At 38.1% G+C, this 18417-nt stretch carries 18 protein-coding genes; 13 read left to right on the forward strand and 5 right to left on the reverse strand.

The window, feature by feature from the left end; translation table 11 throughout:
* Positions 1-133 precede the first annotated feature (133 nt).
* Positions 134-781, forward strand: coding sequence for a deoxyribose-phosphate aldolase (gene deoC / locus QFZ87_RS14505; RefSeq protein WP_308084173.1), 648 nt, complete (start codon positions 134-136; stop codon positions 779-781).
* Positions 782-967: 186 nt separating this feature from the next.
* The gene (locus QFZ87_RS14510) at positions 968-1168 is read left to right on the forward strand and encodes a helix-turn-helix domain-containing protein (RefSeq protein ID WP_308083968.1); all 201 of its coding nucleotides are present in this window, start codon (positions 968-970) and stop codon (positions 1166-1168) included.
* A gap of 92 nt (positions 1169-1260) precedes the next feature.
* Here QFZ87_RS14510 and QFZ87_RS14515 read toward each other — a convergent pair whose 3' ends face one another.
* Complete coding sequence (locus tag QFZ87_RS14515; RefSeq protein ID WP_309862505.1) at positions 1261-1974, reverse strand: hypothetical protein; 714 nt, start codon at positions 1972-1974, stop codon at positions 1261-1263.
* A gap of 103 nt (positions 1975-2077) precedes the next feature.
* On the opposite strand from QFZ87_RS14515, the gene QFZ87_RS14520 reads away from it, so the two are divergent.
* Positions 2078-4324 (forward strand): AAA domain-containing protein, encoded by a 2247-nt coding sequence (locus QFZ87_RS14520; RefSeq protein WP_309862508.1) that lies wholly within the window; start codon positions 2078-2080, stop codon positions 4322-4324.
* A gap of 206 nt (positions 4325-4530) precedes the next feature.
* Here the strand turns inward: QFZ87_RS14520 and QFZ87_RS14525 are convergent, their stop codons facing one another.
* Positions 4531-5769, reverse strand: coding sequence for an MFS transporter (locus QFZ87_RS14525; protein ID WP_309862509.1), 1239 nt, complete (start codon positions 5767-5769; stop codon positions 4531-4533).
* 446 nt (positions 5770-6215) lie between these two features.
* Here QFZ87_RS14525 and proB point away from each other — a divergent pair, with 446 nt between their 5' ends.
* From proB to QFZ87_RS14555, 6 genes are all read left to right on the forward strand, one after another.
* The gene (gene proB, locus QFZ87_RS14530) at positions 6216-7328 is read left to right on the forward strand and encodes a glutamate 5-kinase (protein ID WP_309862512.1); all 1113 of its coding nucleotides are present in this window, start codon (positions 6216-6218) and stop codon (positions 7326-7328) included.
* Between the two features lie 8 nt (positions 7329-7336).
* Complete coding sequence (locus QFZ87_RS14535) at positions 7337-8578, forward strand: glutamate-5-semialdehyde dehydrogenase (protein WP_309862516.1); 1242 nt, start codon at positions 7337-7339, stop codon at positions 8576-8578.
* A gap of 106 nt (positions 8579-8684) precedes the next feature.
* Positions 8685-10985 (forward strand): ATP-dependent DNA helicase, encoded by a 2301-nt coding sequence (locus tag QFZ87_RS14540; RefSeq protein WP_396133924.1) that lies wholly within the window; start codon positions 8685-8687, stop codon positions 10983-10985.
* A gap of 150 nt (positions 10986-11135) precedes the next feature.
* Positions 11136-11372 (forward strand): FeoA family protein, encoded by a 237-nt coding sequence (locus tag QFZ87_RS14545; protein ID WP_374121079.1) that lies wholly within the window; start codon positions 11136-11138, stop codon positions 11370-11372.
* On the forward strand, positions 11362-12054 hold the full coding sequence (locus QFZ87_RS14550) for a FeoB small GTPase domain-containing protein (protein WP_309862519.1): 693 nt from the start codon (positions 11362-11364) through the stop codon (positions 12052-12054). Before QFZ87_RS14545 ends, QFZ87_RS14550 begins: the two co-directional genes overlap by 11 nt.
* Positions 12055-12057: 3 nt before the next feature.
* Complete coding sequence (locus QFZ87_RS14555) at positions 12058-13431, forward strand: nucleoside recognition domain-containing protein (protein WP_309862522.1); 1374 nt, start codon at positions 12058-12060, stop codon at positions 13429-13431.
* 52 nt (positions 13432-13483) lie between these two features.
* Here QFZ87_RS14555 and QFZ87_RS14560 read toward each other — a convergent pair whose 3' ends face one another.
* Entirely contained in the window at positions 13484-13780 is a 297-nt protein-coding gene (locus QFZ87_RS14560) for a hypothetical protein (RefSeq protein ID WP_309862525.1), read from the reverse strand.
* A 153-nt stretch (positions 13781-13933) separates the two neighbouring features.
* On the opposite strand from QFZ87_RS14560, the gene QFZ87_RS14565 reads away from it, so the two are divergent.
* The 3 genes from QFZ87_RS14565 to QFZ87_RS14575 all read left to right on the forward strand — a co-directional run bounded on the left by QFZ87_RS14565 (position 13934) and on the right by QFZ87_RS14575 (position 15481).
* Positions 13934-14212: a DUF1292 domain-containing protein gene (locus tag QFZ87_RS14565; protein WP_308083978.1), complete on the forward strand. Its 279-nt coding sequence runs from the start codon at positions 13934-13936 to the stop codon at positions 14210-14212.
* 121 nt (positions 14213-14333) lie between these two features.
* Positions 14334-14582, forward strand: coding sequence for a hypothetical protein (locus QFZ87_RS14570; protein WP_309862527.1), 249 nt, complete (start codon positions 14334-14336; stop codon positions 14580-14582).
* A gap of 110 nt (positions 14583-14692) precedes the next feature.
* A complete protein-coding gene (locus QFZ87_RS14575; protein ID WP_309867890.1) occupies positions 14693-15481 on the forward strand; it encodes an alpha/beta fold hydrolase in 789 nt (262 codons plus the stop codon).
* Positions 15482-15524: 43 nt separating this feature from the next.
* On the opposite strand, the gene QFZ87_RS14580 is transcribed toward QFZ87_RS14575, so the two are convergent.
* Entirely contained in the window at positions 15525-15911 is a 387-nt protein-coding gene (locus tag QFZ87_RS14580; RefSeq protein ID WP_309862530.1) for a hypothetical protein, read from the reverse strand.
* A gap of 188 nt (positions 15912-16099) precedes the next feature.
* Complete coding sequence (locus QFZ87_RS14585) at positions 16100-17263, reverse strand: glycoside hydrolase family 18 protein (RefSeq protein WP_309862532.1); 1164 nt, start codon at positions 17261-17263, stop codon at positions 16100-16102.
* A gap of 200 nt (positions 17264-17463) precedes the next feature.
* Here QFZ87_RS14585 and trhO point away from each other — a divergent pair, with 200 nt between their 5' ends.
* Positions 17464-18408 carry an oxygen-dependent tRNA uridine(34) hydroxylase TrhO gene (gene trhO, locus QFZ87_RS14590; RefSeq protein ID WP_309862535.1) on the forward strand — a complete coding sequence of 315 codons (945 nt, stop codon included), beginning with the start codon at positions 17464-17466 and terminating at the stop codon, positions 18406-18408.
* Positions 18409-18417: the final 9 nt, after the last annotated feature.

An 18417-nucleotide genomic window follows, 5' to 3' on the forward strand; every position in this document is an offset into this window, starting at 1 on the left:
AATAACAAATCAAATTATGCAGCAATTAACGAATAAAGAAGAGTTAAAAGAAGTAAAACCTGTTTCTTCTGGAAACGTAACATATAAAGAAGGTTCTTCATCTAACATCATTACAGGTCCTTCTGTAGCTAGAATGATTGACCACACACTATTAAAGCCTGAAGCATCTAAAGAGCAAGTTGTGAAGCTTTGTGAAGAAGCGAAAGAACATAAATTTGCCACAGTATGTGTAAATCCTTACTGGGTTTCAACAGCTGCAAAAGAACTTAAAGGCTCTAGTGTGGGTATTACAACAGTAGTTGGCTTTCCATTAGGTGCCACAAGCACATTTGTCAAAATTGCTGAAACACGCGATGCAATCGCCAATGGTGCAACTGAGATTGATATGGTAATCAACATTGGTGCGCTTAAATCAGGTGATTTCGAAACAGTGAAAAAGGACATCGAAGGTGTTGTGTTAGCTGCGAAAGGTCATGCTCCTGTAAAAGTAATCATCGAAACAGGACTTCTTGAAATTGAAGAAAAGAAAAAGGCTTGTATTTTAGCAAAAATGGCTGGCGCAGATTTCGTGAAAACCTCAACTGGTTTTGGCCCTGGTTGTGCTACAGCGGAAGACATCAAGTTAATGCGTGAAGCTGTAGGACCAGACTTGGGAGTAAAAGCATCTGCTTGTGTTAGAGATTTAGATACAGCTAGAAAATTAATTCAAGCTGGTGCAACGAGAATTGGTGCTAGCTCAAGTATTGCCATCATTACTGGCGGTCAGGGAACTGGATACTAATTAATTAACGAGTAAATGAAAGTTGTCATGTTCAAAGAATAGTCGAGAGGCGGATCTTCTTTACATTTGGGTCTGTCTCTCGACTTTCTATTCCTCTTAATCTAAAAAGTATTGAAAATTTTTAGATAGTTTACTATAATTATATTTACAAAATGTAATCGCTTACATACACGAGGAGTGTTTATCATGAACAATATTGGACATCAACTAAAGAAAATAAGAGTAAATCGAGAAATTGAAATTGAAAGACTTGCCTCTTTATCTGGTTTAGATGCCGACCTCATTACTGCAATAGAGGATGGCGAGCTTGATGTACAAATATCAACCTTAGCTAAAATTTCAGAAGCATTAAACTGCTCTTTCTCCATTGGAGATGTGTCAATCTAATTCACTTAAAATCGCCTTTAAGGCGATTTTTTTATGTAAAAAGCAAATTGACTCATAGGGAAGGGATCTCTATGAGTCAATTTGTTTATCGACTATCTAAATCTTTTCTTTCTTGGTCTAAAGCGATAATTATCATCACTTTCAAACACATTGATATTACCATCTAGATTTTCATTATATCTATATCCCATATCAGAATCTAAATCTCTATCTTCTTCTTCAACAAAATTTGCATCATCGCTTCCATTTTCAATTTCAACTTCAACATTCTTATTGTCAACTTCTTCTTGTTTTTGGTCTTCAACTATAATATTATCAATTTTATCATCTACAGGTACGTCCGCTTTGCTTACCTCTTTTTTAGTCAAAAGCTCTTCATCAATGTTAGAAAAATGGTCACCTACTTCCTCAATAACCTCTTCGTTTTCAACAGAGTTTCCAAGTTTTTCTTTTTGAATTTTGTCAAGGGCGTCCTTTCTCCTGACGGCTATCCCAATTATCTCATCAATCAGAGCCGTGAATTGCTCAAAGTCGACATTATTTTCACCACTATTTTGTATTACACTAAGAAAATCATCATAAAAAATTAGAAACTCTTTTTCGTACTTTTCGCGATCCATTTCTCTAAAGCTGGTTCCATTAGTCCGAATAAAACCAAGGATTAACTTTGAAATGACTGAAGATGTTGCTTTTAGTTTTACATGATCAACTTCAGCATCACTGTTTAGATAGTAATTAATATCTCGAAGTGTTTGATAATAGCTCTTAAAATTCCAAGTAATTTCTAAGTAATTTAATTTACTCATATGGACATTCCTCCTTATTTTACAACCGCCAAAATTCTCCTTTTGTTTTAGGGCTATAAATAGACTATTCTTATTAAGAGGTAAATGTTAAAGGAAGAGAAAAATGACAAATACAATATCATACATAAGAGAATGGCAGCAGGCACTGCAAAATGAAATCATTTATTTAAAAAAATACGGTAGTAATAAATTTCTTGTCACCAATGGGAGACTGCTGTCAACAGAAGGTTCCTATACGTATTACTTTGATACATCAGGACCTTCACAAATTCCTGTAGGTTCTAACATTAGGATCGAATGGGGAAGCATGAAACAAAATGGACGTGTGCTTTCTTCTGAGGGAAGAGGGGTAATGGTTGACTTAGAAAAGTCATTTGGCGATTTAATCCCGGAAGCCTATCTGTTTCATGATCCGTGGGAACTGCTTGAACATCTTATCGAACGGCTAGATGATATCAAAAAGAACAAACAAAAGCGTCTTCGTGTCAAAAAATTGATGGATCCATCCATGCCAGCGAAACATCCGATTGAAAAGATAAAAAGCAATGTACACGAGTTAGTTCTACGGTCAAAATATAATCCCATAACTTTTGTTTGGGGTCCCCCGGGAACAGGAAAAACCTATACCTTAGCACGTGTGGCGGCTAATAAATACTTTCAGGATAAACGGGTTCTGGTATTATCTCATAGTAACCAAGCAGTAGACGTGTTAATTAGTGAAGTTACCTCTTTTTTAAAAAAGAAAAACCGCTTTCGTGAAGGAGAGGTACTACGCTATGGGGGAAATACAGGTGGACTACATTCCAATCATGAAGCCATCACTACGAGTCAACTTCTTCAGCTCCATAGTCCTATGCTAGCTGAAGAGAAGGATATGCTGACGGAAGAAAGAAGGAAGCTAAAGCAGGATTTGGCCCGCTCCTTTAGTAAGCGAGATACAAATTACCTTTTAGAGTTAGAGACAAAAATGGCACGAGTGCTTGATAAAATCCGACAAAAAGAAATCGAATTCATAAAGGATGCATATGTAGTTGGGGCAACCCTTGCAAAAGCAGCATCCGATTCCGCCATTTTTGAAAAAGAGTTTGACGTTATCATCCTTGATGAAGCCAGTATGGCCTATGTACCACAGGCTGCCTTTGCTGCTTCACTCGGGAAACGTGTGATAATTTGCGGTGACTTTAAGCAATTGCCGCCGATTGCTTCTTCACGGGATCACTTAGTAAGTACATGGCTAAAGGAGGACATCTTTCATCGATCAGGTGTTGTTGAATGGGTAAATGAGGGCAGACTCCACCCCCATCTTTTTTTATTAAAAGAGCAAAGGAGAATGCATCCTGATATATCAGCCTTCACTAACAAGTATATATATCATTCACTAGTTGGTGACCATGAGAGTGTCCACTCTAGCAGGAATAGTATGGTTGAAAAAGCACCTTTTCAGGGCCGTGCCTCTGTTCTTATTGATACCAGCTATACAGGTAGGCATTGTATACAAGAGCGAACATCTCATTCTCGAATGAATCCATGGCAAGTATTATTGTCGTTCCAATTAATTCATGAATCCTACCTGGCTGGATTTCAGTCGATTGGTTATGTAACTCCATACCGTGCTCAAGCTCAGCTGATGAATCTGCTATTAGAAGATATTTATGAAAAGGAACGAGTTTCAGCCGATCTTATTGCAGCAACCGTCCATCGCTTTCAAGGCAGTGAACGTGATGTGATGATTTTTGACACCGTCGATAGCGACCCTCAAACCCGTGCAGGCATGCTTCTTACTGGCAAAGATAGTGAACGATTAATCAATGTAGCAATCACAAGAACGAAGGGTAAGTTTATTCATGTTAGCAATCGTTCATTTATTCGTAATCATGTGTATACTGGAAAAACACTGAGAAAGTTGGTGGAACACCAAGAGCTTCGCCAACAATTGGTTGGCACAGTGGATATCGGTAAGTGGCTTCGGAATCAGCACCCACGATTGCAATGGATGCACGGACGTAAGCTTGATAGGGTATTTAAAGATATCGAAATGGCTAGGAGGTCAATTGTGATTTCTTTACCATCCCAAACGGTTCTAACGGAAGAATGGAGGGAGAGGTTAAGAAATCGAGCACAACAGGTGAACTTAACGATAATTTCGGATGATGAATGGCCGGAGCTTTTGGTAAATGAAAGAGTAGACGAGGGTTTGTCGTTTCCATTTATCGTCATCGATCAACGGTTTCTTTGGTTGGGGTTGCCTTTAGAAGGGCTGAAAGGTGTTAAACCGCCATACATTGCGGTAAGACTTGATTCCGAGAAAGTATCCGAATATCTTTTAGGGCAGTTTATGAAAAAAGAGTAGAAATTGCGGCGTTTTTAGCTTCAGTTTCTACTCTTATATACAAATTTTCTATATTTGAGGTAATCCAGCCAGAAAAATTATTTCTTCTGATTAAAATGTTAAATTTATTATCGAATTTTGAGAGTTTATTCGCGAATTATTGCTTTTTATTCGCGAATTCTTATTAGGTATTCGCGAATATGATAAGTTTATTCGCGAATCCAATTTTACTGTGTAACTCGTTCAGATAATTCACTATGAATCGTTGATTTCAATCGAACATGTTGTTCAGAATTTCTTACCTTAAACGTCAGCAACAACCCAACAACTAAACACAGAGACGAAAATAAAAAAGCGCTCTTGAATCCGCCAAAATCCTCGATCAACCAGCCCGCTATTGCTGGTCCAATAAATTGACCCACTGCAAAGTAAAAGGTAACATAACTAAAAGCTAATGGCATGTCAGTAGGCCGAACATGGTCCATACTTGAAGCCTGCGTTAACGTAAATAAACCGGTAGACGTGCAGCTTAATATAATGATATGGATGGTAAAGCCTAGGAGCGTGGTAAAGAAAATAGGCAGTGCCATAGAAAATAAAGTCAGGCCCATTGTTAAAATGAGCGACGTTCTCCGTCCGATTCTATCAGAAATAAATCCCCATATCGGTCCGCTAAAAATAGACAAAATCCCATTCAATGCCATTAATTGCCCGGCAAACTTTATGTTAATGCCTGATTCAATCATAAAGCTCATGATAAAAATCATCTGGACAATGTAAGTTACACCAACAATTCCATAGATTAATCCAACATTAATCACTTTCGGATTTTTATAGATTTCTTTTGGAGATTCTTTCCGGCTGTCCTGTTCAGAAGCCAATTCAACTGGTGGGTTTTTTATAAATAATAAAGTTAGCAATACAACAATCAACCCAATAACTGCGAATACTCCCCAGGCAATTCTCCAACCTATCTCGGAATTCAAACTGCCAAGGTAGGGAACGATGATTCCTGCAAAGAGGATTCCAATACCTGCCCCGCTCGTTGTTAAACCAATGACAAATCCCTTTTTTTGCGGAAACCAGGCAACCAGCAAGGAGATAAAAGGGGTATAGGTAAAGGAGGTCCCAATCCCTAATAAAAGCATAAAAAGAAAGGTGACTAGGAATGAAGAAGTAAAAGTGAGTCCAGCTAAGCCTAGCGTAACAAGTGAAATTCCAAGTAAAATAGTCTGTTTACCACCCCATCTTGATGCAATAATCCCTGCAAAGATAATGGTGCTTAAATATCCTAAGGAAGTGGTGGTACCCAGGTAACCTGCTTCCTTATACGTTAGATGAAGACCCTCTCGCATAAACGGAAGAATCACTCCATAAGATAACCTTGCAAAAGCCAGAACGACAACAGTTGTTAACATACCAATAGTGGCATAACCCCACAAACGTTTATAGCTGCTTTTTTCCATTAAATAACCTCCTATTTCCCAATACCCTATTCAACCTATTTTACTTATAATTTTATTCGGGTACCTAAATTTCTATGTGAACAATTACATGTTAAGCCTCCTAAGAACTTATTAATCTATAAAATCCGTCTTGACAATTTACTATTTTCTATGGATAATCAAATAAATTGAAAAATAGAAAAATGGTATGGGATTAGTAAATCATTGGAACGTGTTAGAGAATGAAACCCACTGGCTGAAAGGTTTCTCACGGAAAAATAATTGAACCTGCCCTCACATGCTGCTTATGCAAACATAAGCCGTCCTCCCTCGTTACAGGTTCAAGTGGATGTAGGCACAAGTTTCCTGCATCAATAAAGGTGGTACCGCGGAAACGATTCTTCCGTCCTTTTTTTAAGGACAGGAGAGTCGTTTTTTTATTTTATTAAGGAAAGGTCCGAAGACAGATGAAAAAACAGCTGGTGGTAGTGAAGATTGGAAGCAGCTCACTTACAAGTGCCTCGGGGCATATTTCAGAAGAAAAAATAAATGATCATGTGAAAGCACTGTCCTATTTAAAGGAACAGGGGCATGAGGTTATTCTCATTTCTTCCGGAGCTGTTGCTGCAGGCTTTGGATCGCTTGGATATCCAACACGACCTAAAAGTACAGCTGGTAAACAGGCAGCTGCAGCTGTCGGGCAAGGTCTACTAATGCAGCAGTACATTCAACTGTTTAAAGAGTTTGGTATCATTCCAGCTCAAATTTTATTAACACGAGAAGATTTTTACAGTCAGGTCCGGTTTCAAAACTTATTTTCAACGATGACCGAGCTTCTTCAACGAGGAGTTCTACCAATTATTAATGAGAATGATTCCGTGTCAATTGAGGAATTGACCTTCGGAGACAATGATTTATTGTCAGCACTGGTTAGTGGTTTTCTACATGCCAATGCGTTAATTATTCTAACGGATATCAATGGCCTCTACGATGGAAATCCAAAAGTGAATAAAGAGGCAAAAAAATATCATTTTATCCCAGAAATATCCGATCAACTCATCTCAGTTGCTGGAGAAAGTGGTTCTTCTGTCGGTACAGGAGGGATGAAGTCAAAGCTGCTTGCTGCAAAAAAAGCATTATCCCTTGGCGTCAGTGTTTTTGTCGGCACCGGCACTGGAAAGGAAAAACTGGTTGATATCTTAACTGGGAAAGGCGACGGGACATATATTGGAGGACCCTTCCAAACACAAATGCAAATGAAAAAGCAATGGATTGCTTATCATTCGCAAGTCGGCGGTGTAATTGAGATTGATGAAGGCGCAGAAAAAGCTATTGTGTTTCATGGAAAGAGCTTGCTGCCTGTAGGAGTTACCAATGTCATCGGCGAGTTTAATGCCTTAGACGTTGTCATGGTTAGAAACCAAAAAGGGAATGTCATAGGCAAGGGGCAAATTTATTATTCTTCTAAAAATTTATTAAAAGTGAAAGGCTTACCTGGTGAACAATCGAAAGGGTATTCGATTAATAAAAAAGTAGAAGTAATACATCGTGATAATTGGGTCATTATGCCAAAGGAGTGAGTGGGAGAATGAATGAATTACTAGAGAAAGCCCGTCTTTTAAAAAATGCTTCAAAAACATTAGGAATGCTTTCATCCAACGAAAAAAACGAAGCGTTAGAAAAAATGGCTGATCATATCCAATCTAACAAAGAATGGATAGTCAGTGAAAATGCGAAGGACATAGAGACCGGAAAAAAAAATGGATTATCAGACTCTTTAATTGATCGACTCTCATTAACAAACGAGAGAATCGAACAGATTGTGGATGGAGTTCGTCAATTAATACATTTAGAGGACCCAATCGGTGAAACAATTGATGCTTGGGAACGACCAAATGGACTTCGAATTGAAACGATTAGGGTTCCGCTCGGGGTTATTGGGATGGTATACGAGGCACGGCCGAATGTAACGGTTGATGCAGGAAGTCTTTGTTTAAAAGCTGGAAATGCGGTTCTCCTAAGAGGTAGTTCTACCGCAATTCATTCCAATAAAGCCCTCGTCCATACTATGCAAGAGGCACTCGAAGGAACGTCGATTCCAAAGGATGCGGTTCAACTATTGGAGGACACAAGCCGTGAGACAGCCTCTGAAATGTTTAAGTTGAACCAATACCTAGATGTCCTCATTCCTCGAGGCGGAGCAGGACTTATTCAATCCGTTATCCAAAATGCTACTGTTCCAGTTTTAGAAACGGGCGTTGGAAATTGCCATGTGTATATTGACGAATCAGCTGAAGAAAAAATGGCAATTGAAATTGCTATCAATGCCAAATTACATCGGCCTTCCGTATGTAATGCTGCTGAAACGTTGTTAATTCATGAAAAATGGCCTTATAAGTCGGAACTCTTAAGAGCCCTTTATGACCGGGAAGTAGAACTTCGGGGGGATGAAGGATTAGCAGTTGCTTATCCGTTTGTACAGCAAGCCCTAGAAGAGGACTGGCACACAGAATACTTAGCACCTATATTAGCAGTTAAAGTGGTTAGCGATGTAAAGGAAGCGATTGAACATATTGACCGTTATGGTACGAAGCATTCGGAAGCGATTATTAGTGATAATGAGGCAAATGTTCATTTGTTTTATCAATCGGTGGATGCGGCGGTTTTATACCATAATGCTTCTACCCGCTTTACAGATGGGGAGCAGTTTGGCTATGGGGCAGAAATCGGAATTAGTACGCAAAAGCTTCATGCTAGGGGACCAATGGGCATAAAGGCAATTACAACGACAAAAACAATTGTCCGTGGTACAGGTCAAATTAGGTTATAAATCTAAAATACCCTAAAAATATCAAACAAGTAAGGGCGATGTAGTCCTTACTTGTTTTTGTTATGAATTCATTTCTGCTATACTTAAAATACAAACATACATTCTTATGTTATTATTAGTTGGTGATCATGTGACAAATACGATTCAACTATCTGTTCGGAAGCTTGTAGAACATGTTTATCTGGCTGGTAGCATAGATAACCGTTTCCGCTCTCAGTCATCTCTTTTAGATGGAACAAGAATTCATCAAACGATCCAGAAAACTTATAAAGATGGTGATCAGAAAGAAGTGTATCTTCGATCAGAAATTCCCTTTGAAGAGTTTACCTTTCTAATTGACGGCCGTTGTGATGGACTTTTGTTTCAGGATCATGTCGTGACGATAGATGAAATTAAATCTTTTTCAAGACCACTTGAGGAACTGAACTTGGAAGGGGTCCTTGTCCACTGGGCACAGGCAAAAATGTATGCCTATATGTATATGCTGGATCATGAATTACAGGAAATCACCGTTCAGCTTACCTATGTACATGTGGATACCTTAGAAAAAAAGCAGTTAAAAACTATTTGTCATTTTTCAGAGCTCGAGGCATTTGTCTTTCATGTGATTGAAAAATATGCACCCTATGCAAGATTGATGCATGTCCATCGATTAAAGCGAAATGCGAGTATAAAAGATCTCCCTTTCCCTTTTGAAACGTATCGTGCAGGCCAAAGGAAATTAGCGGGAGCTGTGTATAAATCCATTTTAGATGAAAAGAATCTTTTTGTTAAGGCACCAACCGGAATTGGCAAAACGATATCTACCCTCTTTCCAGCAGTTAAGGCGATAGGGGAAGGGCATCTAACCCGTATTTTTTATCTTACAGCAAAAACAATTACACGATCAACGGCAGAGGAAGCTTTTGCAAGGATGACATCACACGGATTATGTATGAAAACTGTCACGATTACCGCAAAGGACAAAGTTTGTTTTAAGGAAGAGACCAAGTGCCAAAAGGATTATTGTGAATTCGCTGACGGGTACTATGACCGCATCAACGGAGCTATTCTTGATATTTTATCCAAGGAAGACAGACTGACCCGTGAAGTGATCGGTGACTATGCACGTAAGCATTCGATCTGTCCATTTGAATTTTCGCTTGACCTTTCCTATGCCGCTGATGGTGTTATTTGTGATTACAATTACATTTTTGATCCACGAGTATCCTTAAAACGCTTAGTTGAAGAGCAAAAGAAAACAACTGTTTTACTGGTAGATGAAGCACATAACCTCGTTGACCGGGGGAGGGATATGTTCTCAGCATCACTAAATAAAGAAATGTTTCTACAATTGAAAAAAGATTATAAAGGGATCGATAAAGAAATTTACGAGTCTGCCAACAAGATCAATACCATCTTTATTTCTATGAAAAAGGATATGGACAGAGAGAATGAAATGGTGTTAGAGGTTTTAAATGAAACCTTCGTAAGTCATCTTATTGATTTTGTGAAAAAGGCAGAAGAAATGCTTATAAAAAATGCCTTACCGAATTTATTGGAAGCCTATTTTAAGGTGAATCAATTCATAAAAATTGCTGATTTTGTTGATGAACATTATGTTATTTATGCAGAAAAAAATAAGAATGATTTGCTGGTCAAGCTCTTTTGTATGGACCCTTCTAAACTACTTGCACAAATGGGGAAAGGATATCGAACAAAAGTATTTTTCTCAGCCACCCTTTCACCGTTACCTTATTATCAAGAAATTCTTGGAGGAAACGAGGGAGATTATGTACTCTCCATTCCTTCTCCTTTTTCAAAGGAACAGGTGGATATTTTTATTAAACCATTGTCCACCAGATATCGTGACCGCGAACAGACAAAAGAGAAAATCATACGTGTGTTACTGGCATTGGTAAAACAACGACCGGGTAACTATCTTTTCTTCTTTCCTTCCTATGATTACTTACTAACTGTCTATGAAGGGTTTAAGGCAGAGGACCAAGAAACACAAACGATTATTCAGGCTTCAGGAATGTCTGAAGCAGAGCGGGAACACTTTCTAGAAACCTTTAAGCCTAAATCAGAAAAGGGAGTTCTAGGATTTGCTGTCCTCGGCGGTATTTTTTCAGAGGGAATAGATTTAATCGGTGATCGATTAAACGGCGTGGTCATCGTAGGAGTCGGATTACCTAAAATAGGTTTTGAGAAAAATCTTATTAAGGATCACTTTAATAAAAAGAACAAGAGTGGCTATGATTATGCCTACATCTATCCAGGAATGAATAAAGTGTTACAAGCTGGAGGCAGATTAATTCGCTCTGAAAACGACCATGGAACCATCGTCCTGATAGATGATCGATTTTTACACAACCACTACCAGAGCCTTCTGCCCGAGGAGTGGAATGAGTTTACTATTTTATAATAAGCGATAGTTGATAAGCTGCCTAAAAATAGGCAGCTTATTTTTTAAAAAAAGGTGACAAATAGGGGAATCATCACATATAATTAAACAAAAGTTGCACGAGGTAAAAACTTTGAAAGTGGGGAAAGAGAGATGGATAAACCTAAAACAATGAAATTGGTTCAAGGGGAAAAGGGAAATTTAATAAAAATAACATCCTTAAATTTAGATGGTGTGATGAGACGAAGACTGCTAGATTTAGGCTTTGTGAATGGAGCGTTAGTAGAAGTTGTTCGTAAGAGTCCATTAGGAGACCCTATTGCTTTTCGTGTGAGTCAAACAACGATTGCCTTACGAAAAGAGGAAAGTTCCAAAATTGAGGGGGAGCTGATTTCTGATGCGGGATGAATATCGCATTGCATTAGCAGGAAATCCGAATACGGGTAAAAGTACCTTATTTAATGCTCTTACAGGGCTTCGTCAGCATACAGGGAATTGGGCAGGAAAAACTGTTTCACATGCACAAGGAAGTGTTCAGTATAAAGACAAAACCTTTCATCTGATTGACCTTCCTGGGACATATTCACTTTTTTCCAACTCAACAGATGAAGAAGTAGCACGCAATTATATTGTTTTTGAGAAACCAGATATTACGCTTGTAATTCTAGATGCCACCTCATTAGAAAGAAACTTCAATTTGGCATTACAAGTGCTAGAGATGACAAAAAACGTAGTGATTTGTATAAATTTAATCGATGTTGCAGAACAGCGTGGGATTCATATAAATGAAAGGTTGCTGACAAATCGATTAGGTGTACCAGTAATTAAAATTTCTGCAAGGAATAAAAAGGGGTTTCCTATGCTCCTAGATACGATAGATCGTATTGTGACAGGAGCAATAGAATGTAATCCGGTACAAATCACGTATCCTGATGAAATAGAAGAAAAGATCAAACAAATTGAGCCAAAAGTTCGGGGAATCGTCGGAAATCATCTTTCTGCCCGCTGGGTTTCTTTAAGATTACTAGATGGTGATGAGGCTTTACTTAATGAACTAAGTAAGCGGTTAGTGGTAGCTGAGGAGGTATAGGAAATGAGTCTTCAAGAGCTTTATGCAGAAGCACGAAGTTTGTCAACATCAGAGGTTAGAGATGAGATTGTCCAACATCTATACGACCGGAGTCATAAATTATGTCATGAAGGCATTTCTTACACGAAATCAAAACAGGATTTGCGTACGGAAAAATTGGATGCGATCTTTACCTCACCAATATTCGGATTCCCAATTATGATTACCATGCTAGGTGTACTGTTCTATTTAACAATTGCTGGAGCGAATATCCCTTCATCAATGTTAGCCGAATTTTTTGGATTCCTCGAGGGATATCTTACTTCATTCTTTCAGTTCCTGCATGCGCCTGATTGGGTTCACGGAATATTAGTTCTCGGGTTGTATCGGGGAACGACGTGGGTCATCAGTGTGATGTTGCCGCCAATGGCAATTTTCTTTCCAACCTTTGCTCTTCTTGAAAACTATGGTTATCTGCCAAGAGTTGCCTTTAATATGGATCGTTTGTTTAAGAGGGTGGGAGCACACGGTAAGCAATCCTTAACAATGGCAATGGGCTTTGGCTGTAATGCAGCCGCTGTCATATCGACACGAATCATTGAATCTCCAAGGGAGAGAATGCTTGCCATACTGACAAATAACTTTGTACCATGCAACGGACGCTGGGGAACATTGATAGTATTAGCTTCTCTGTTTATGGCTGCTAATTTTACAGGTGGGTTAAAATCCTTGGTTACCACAGGGGTTATTGTCGGAATTGTATTATTTGGAATTATCGTCACTTTTTTTGTCTCATGGGTTTTGTCAAAAACGGCTTTAAAGGGAGTCCCTACACATTATACTTTAGAGCTCCCGCCTTACCGAAGGCCAAAGATTTTTGATACGGTGATACGTTCTTCTTTAACTAAATCGTGGTCGGTTTTAGTACGTGCGGTTAAAGTTGCTGCTCCAGCAGCCATCCTCACATGGGTGTTCGCAAATATCTATATCGGTGATACAAGTATTTTGATGTATGCAGTGGAATTTTTAGACCCGTTTGGAAAAATGCTCGGCCTTGACGGGTATATTATGATGGCATTTATTCTTGGGTTACCGGCTAATGAGATTGTCTTGCCTATCCTTTTAATGGGTTATTTATCAACAGGTTCCTTAACTGAAGTTGATAATTTAGCGGACTTAAAGAATATTTTCCTTGATCATGGATGGACGTGGCTGACCGCGTTAAATATGATGTTATTTTCACTATTGCACTATCCATGCGGAACTACATTGATTAATATTTACAAAGAAACAAAAAGTAAAAAATGGACCGTCATGGCCTTCCTTATCCCAACAGTCATCGCCATCTTGGTTCCATTAATCATTACCCAAACGGTTAGAATGCTTGGAATTCTATAAAATAAGAAAGACACCTGAATGAACTCTCAAGTGTCTTTTTTCATGAAAAAATTTATTTTCTATTTTTTATCTCTTCCGTCACTACGAATGCAAGGTCATCGTTTCCAAACAAGGATAATACACCTAGTAGAGTTTCATCAGGCACTTCACCAGCTTCTTCCTTCGGTACGGTTAACTCAAGGGCTTCCCTCAATGCAGGGTTGGTTGCTTGGTTAGGGTAAGCCCTTATGTATAATTCTTCCGGATTAAGGTTGTGATTTATGCACCATTGGGCAAATACGAGGATCATCATTTTCTCTTCCCCGCGATAATTATCAATGATCTTTTCTTCTACCTCTTTTTGATTCATTTGAACTCTCCTTACAAAAAACTTTATAGCACAATTATATCGGATTTTTAACTATGTTGCTGAGATTTTTGATAAGTATCATACTAACTTAGATTAATTTCAATGGTTTTATGAGATACTGTTTGAAGGTAGAAAATTTTCCTTAGGGGTGGAATGAACATGAGTAAAATTGAAATTGGTGAGATTTTTACAATTAGTGATGAAAATGACGATGAACAGGAAGTAGAAGTACTTGGAGTTATGACGATTGAAGGCTCAGAGTATGTGGCCGTCGCATTTGCTGACGAAGTGAAACAAGAAACGGAAGAGGATATTGATATCTTCTTTTTGAAAGTTGATGAGGATGGAGATTTTACAGCGATTGAAAGTGATGAGGAATTTGATAAGGTATCTGAGGCTTTTGATGATATGATGGAAGAAGATGATGAATAGCTTACTTTGGGAGAGAGGTATACCTCTCTTTTTTTTGATTCTGAACCTACTGGAAAAAATATGTATGTAAACATTTTTATTTGGCATACTAACATGGAGAATATTTACAAAGGAGACTTTCATGTTTATTGAAGAGGGTTCAAAGTATCAAATTTCCCAAGGTATCAAAGATTTTTTTAATTCTGCTGAATTAATGACGGTGAAAAGTAATAATGGTATCACGGTCCAATTCATTCTTGGAGACAGTAAAGGTCATGGGTCCATGCCAGTTGAACATATGAATTACTTATTGAAAAGGTCTAATTTAACGCAAATCCCGAGTAAACGAGCTTTATTGAATACGGACCAAAATGAGGAACAGATTGGATAACATGTATATAAAAATAATTATGGCATTGCTCTGAAAAAGCAATGCTTTCTTTATGGTAAAATTGGGTATATATATGACAAGAAGAGTGGAAATGGATAGGAGTGAGGATGATGGAAGTTAAATTTCAAAAACTTGAAGGTTCATCGATTTCATATGTGGATAAAGGAGAAGGAATGCCAGTTGTTCTTCTTCATGGTTTTTGTGGTAGTTCTCGTTATTGGGAAGAGGTCATACCAGAATTATCAAGAAACTACCGGGTAATTGCACCAGATTTGCCCGGACATGGGGAATCAAAAACACCTTCAAATGGTTCGACGATTGAAGCGTTGGCAGATCGGATAAAAGAACTTATCGATGGGCTAAATTTAGAGAAGGTAATGATGTTCGGGCACTCCTTGGGAGGGTATATTACTCTTGCTTTTGCTGAGAAGTATAGTAATCAATTAAATGGATTCTCTTTAGTTCATTCCACTGCATATCCAGATTCAGATGAGGCTAAAAAGGGAAGACAAGGAAACATTGAAAAAGTGATGCAGCAGGGAGTCCGGCCTCTAATTGATGGGTTAGTACCCAAGCTTTTTTCTCCTGATCATAAGGATGAAGAATATGTAGAAACAGCAAAGGAGATTGGTTACGGAACGACACAAGAGGGTACCATTCATGCATTGCAAGCAATGAAAGACAGACCTGACCGTAATCATGTATTAGAAAATACAGAGTTACCTGTCCTATTATTAGCAGGGGAACAAGACCAAATCATCCCAGCAGAAAAAACATTCTCAGTGACAAAACCTAATATTACTCATTCAGTGATAAAATCTTCGGGACATATGAGCATGTACGAAAATCCTAAATATTTGATAAGAAAGATGCAAGAGTTTATGTTTAGGAAGGATTAGAAATAAAAAAGGTTCCCAACCGTATGGGGAACCTTTATCCTTGTTAGGGAAGTAATACAGGTATTTCTGTTTCTGGATTTAGAGCTCCCCCAAATTCACCATTAACAAACCCAGCAATAATAACTTGTCCATCGCTAGTATAAAAAGGAACAACAACGATAATAACAGTTTTCTTAGGATCTTCGTTGTTTTTTGCTACCTGGATGAAAGATACTCCTTTGAAAGAATACCCAGCAGTTATAAGCGTTTCTTTTGCTGATTTAAAATTTTGACTGCTTAATAAGTCAGCCACAATAATATTCCTTTCCACGCCTACAACTGGTACACATCCACAATCCTCATTATCCGCTGCTTTTGCAGTATTCCCCGTAGTGACAAAGAGGGATAAAGCGATTAAGGCACCAAATAATAATGTTAATAATTTCTTCATCTTTCTACCTCCTTTTTTCAACTCCTTATTTCATTCTCCTTTTTTCGACATTCTCCTTCAAAAAACTTGGAAAAACATTCGACAAATACCATATTTTGTGACGAATTCATGTCGTGTATAATCTAGACGCTAAAAAGTAAACAATAAAAAGCTGAACCATCTTTTAAAGAGAGTTCAGCTTCATATCGTTAATCGTTCTTAACCGAATAGTATTTTACAGGTTCCTTATTGGAATCCTTCAAAACATTGTAAATAGATGAAGTTAAACTATGAGAGCCTTGTGCATCGAGCCCCGCTTCCCAGAGCATCATCCCACCTAAGCTGTGGTCCAATGCCAGTTTCGTTTTCTTTTTCATCGTTGCATCGCCATTATAATAATAGGTTGTTCCGTTCATCTTTACTGTATCACTATTTGCATTGGCAGGGTTTTCGTTAATGATCGCCCCATAAGATACCTGTTTAATTTTTGGATCAGCAGGTTGTGCGTAAAGAGGTACACCTAATACTAGCTTTTCTGTTGGGTAATGGTATGTTTCAAATAAATGAGTCCAATAGGTTACAATTTTTTCGGTAAACGGGTATGGTGATAAGTTTGCTCCATTATATCCACCATCCCACTGTCCGTCGTAAGCCATAATATTAACATGATCCACATCGGCGAACATCGATGGCTCATACACCACAAAGCTAATTTCTGTAAGAGTTTGTGCATGGATTTTGGAGTAAACAGCAATTGATAATTCCTTATTTTTTGCATGTAACTTGTTACTTAATTCCTTCGTAAAAGTAGCTAGATTTTTAGCATCTGCTTTGGAACGGGGATGTTCAAAGTCTATATCAATCCCATCTAGCTTTTCTCGTTCAGCGATACTAGTAAGCTCGTTAGCTAACCTTGTTCGGCTAACAGGATTAGAAATTGCGGTTTTAAAATACTCATATGATTCGCCGCCGTTTATATGAAACCAACCGCCAACGGCCAGCATCACTTTTGTATCATATTTATGAGCTTTAGCAACCATCGATCGAAGGTTCCCTATAGCAGCATCACCATTGAGCAAAATCCCTCCGTCTTTTGTCGGATGGGCAAAAGAAAAAATTACATGTGTTAATTTTTTGTAATCCACGATATTTGGATCACGAAAATCCTGGACATAACCAATAAGGACTTTCGAAGAGGCTTTTTTAACTTCTGGTAAGTCCTTTATCTGCGGCTTTATCTCAGACTGCGCTACTTTTAGTATATTTTTAGATTGTGAGTGATCGTTATTAGTAAAGAAAAATATTCCAGTAAAAATGCCTCCAATGAAGGTAATAGAAATTACCAGTGCAAGGAGGCTATAATTTTTTTTCATTAGATGGTTCCTCCTCCGTTTTCTTCATTGAAAATTGTAACAGAAAAAGCAGGGAAGATAGGTTGGTAATATCCACCTTTTAACGGGAGGAAGTTCAAACATTTGAAAAGTAGTTCGATTTTTTGATATAATAATAAGGTTAATGTTAAAAATACGTATGTTTTATACGTTTTATTATAGGAAAGTGCAAGGTGGTAAATATGAATCAAGAATATAGAGTATTATTATATTATAAATATGTTGAGATAGAGAATCCTGAAGAAACAGCGAATGAACATCGCCAATTCTGTAATGAAAAAGGCTTAAAAGGCAGAATAATTATTGCCGCAGAAGGAATTAATGGAACTGTTTCCGGTACGATTGAACAAACAGATGCCTATATCCAATACATGGAGCAGCACCCGCTGTTTTCCGGTACAATTTTTAAAATAGATGAAGCATCTGAACATGCCTTCAAAAAGATGAAGGTCCGTTCTAGATCAGAGTTGGTTACTTTACGTCTAGAGGACGATATCAATCCTAATGTTTTAACAGGGAAGCACTTAAAACCGAGGGAATTTTTTGAACAAATGCAGAAGGATGATACAGTGGTCATCGATGCTAGAAATGACTATGAATATGACTTAGGACATTTCCGAGGAGCTGTTAGGCCGGATATCTTAAATTTCCGTGATCTTCCGCAATGGATTAGAGAGAATAAGGAACAGTTTGAAGGGAAAAAGATTCTTACTTATTGTACTGGCGGCATTCGTTGTGAAAAATTCTCAGGTTGGATGCTTCAAGAGGGATTTGAAGATGTATCACAGCTTGATGGCGGTATTGTTACGTATGGAAAAGACCCAGAAGTACAGGGAGATCTTTGGGATGGCCAACTCTATGTGTTTGATGAGCGTATTAGTGTCCCTGTAAATCAAAAAGAGCATGTGGTGGTAGGAAAAGACTACTACACTGGACAACCATGTGAACGCTATGTTAACTGTGCAAATCCAGAATGTAACCGAAAAATCCTATGTTCAGAAGAAAATGAGCACAAACATTTACGCAGCTGCTCTCATGAATGCAGGGTTCATCCAAGGAACCGTTATATTGCGCAACATGGATTAAGCAAAGAAGAGGTCAACGAAAGATTAATGGCTCTTAAGTAATAAATAATT

This window comes from Bacillus sp. SLBN-46 (assembly GCF_031453555.1).
Classification (GTDB): Bacteria; Bacillota; Bacilli; order Bacillales; family Cytobacillaceae; genus Neobacillus.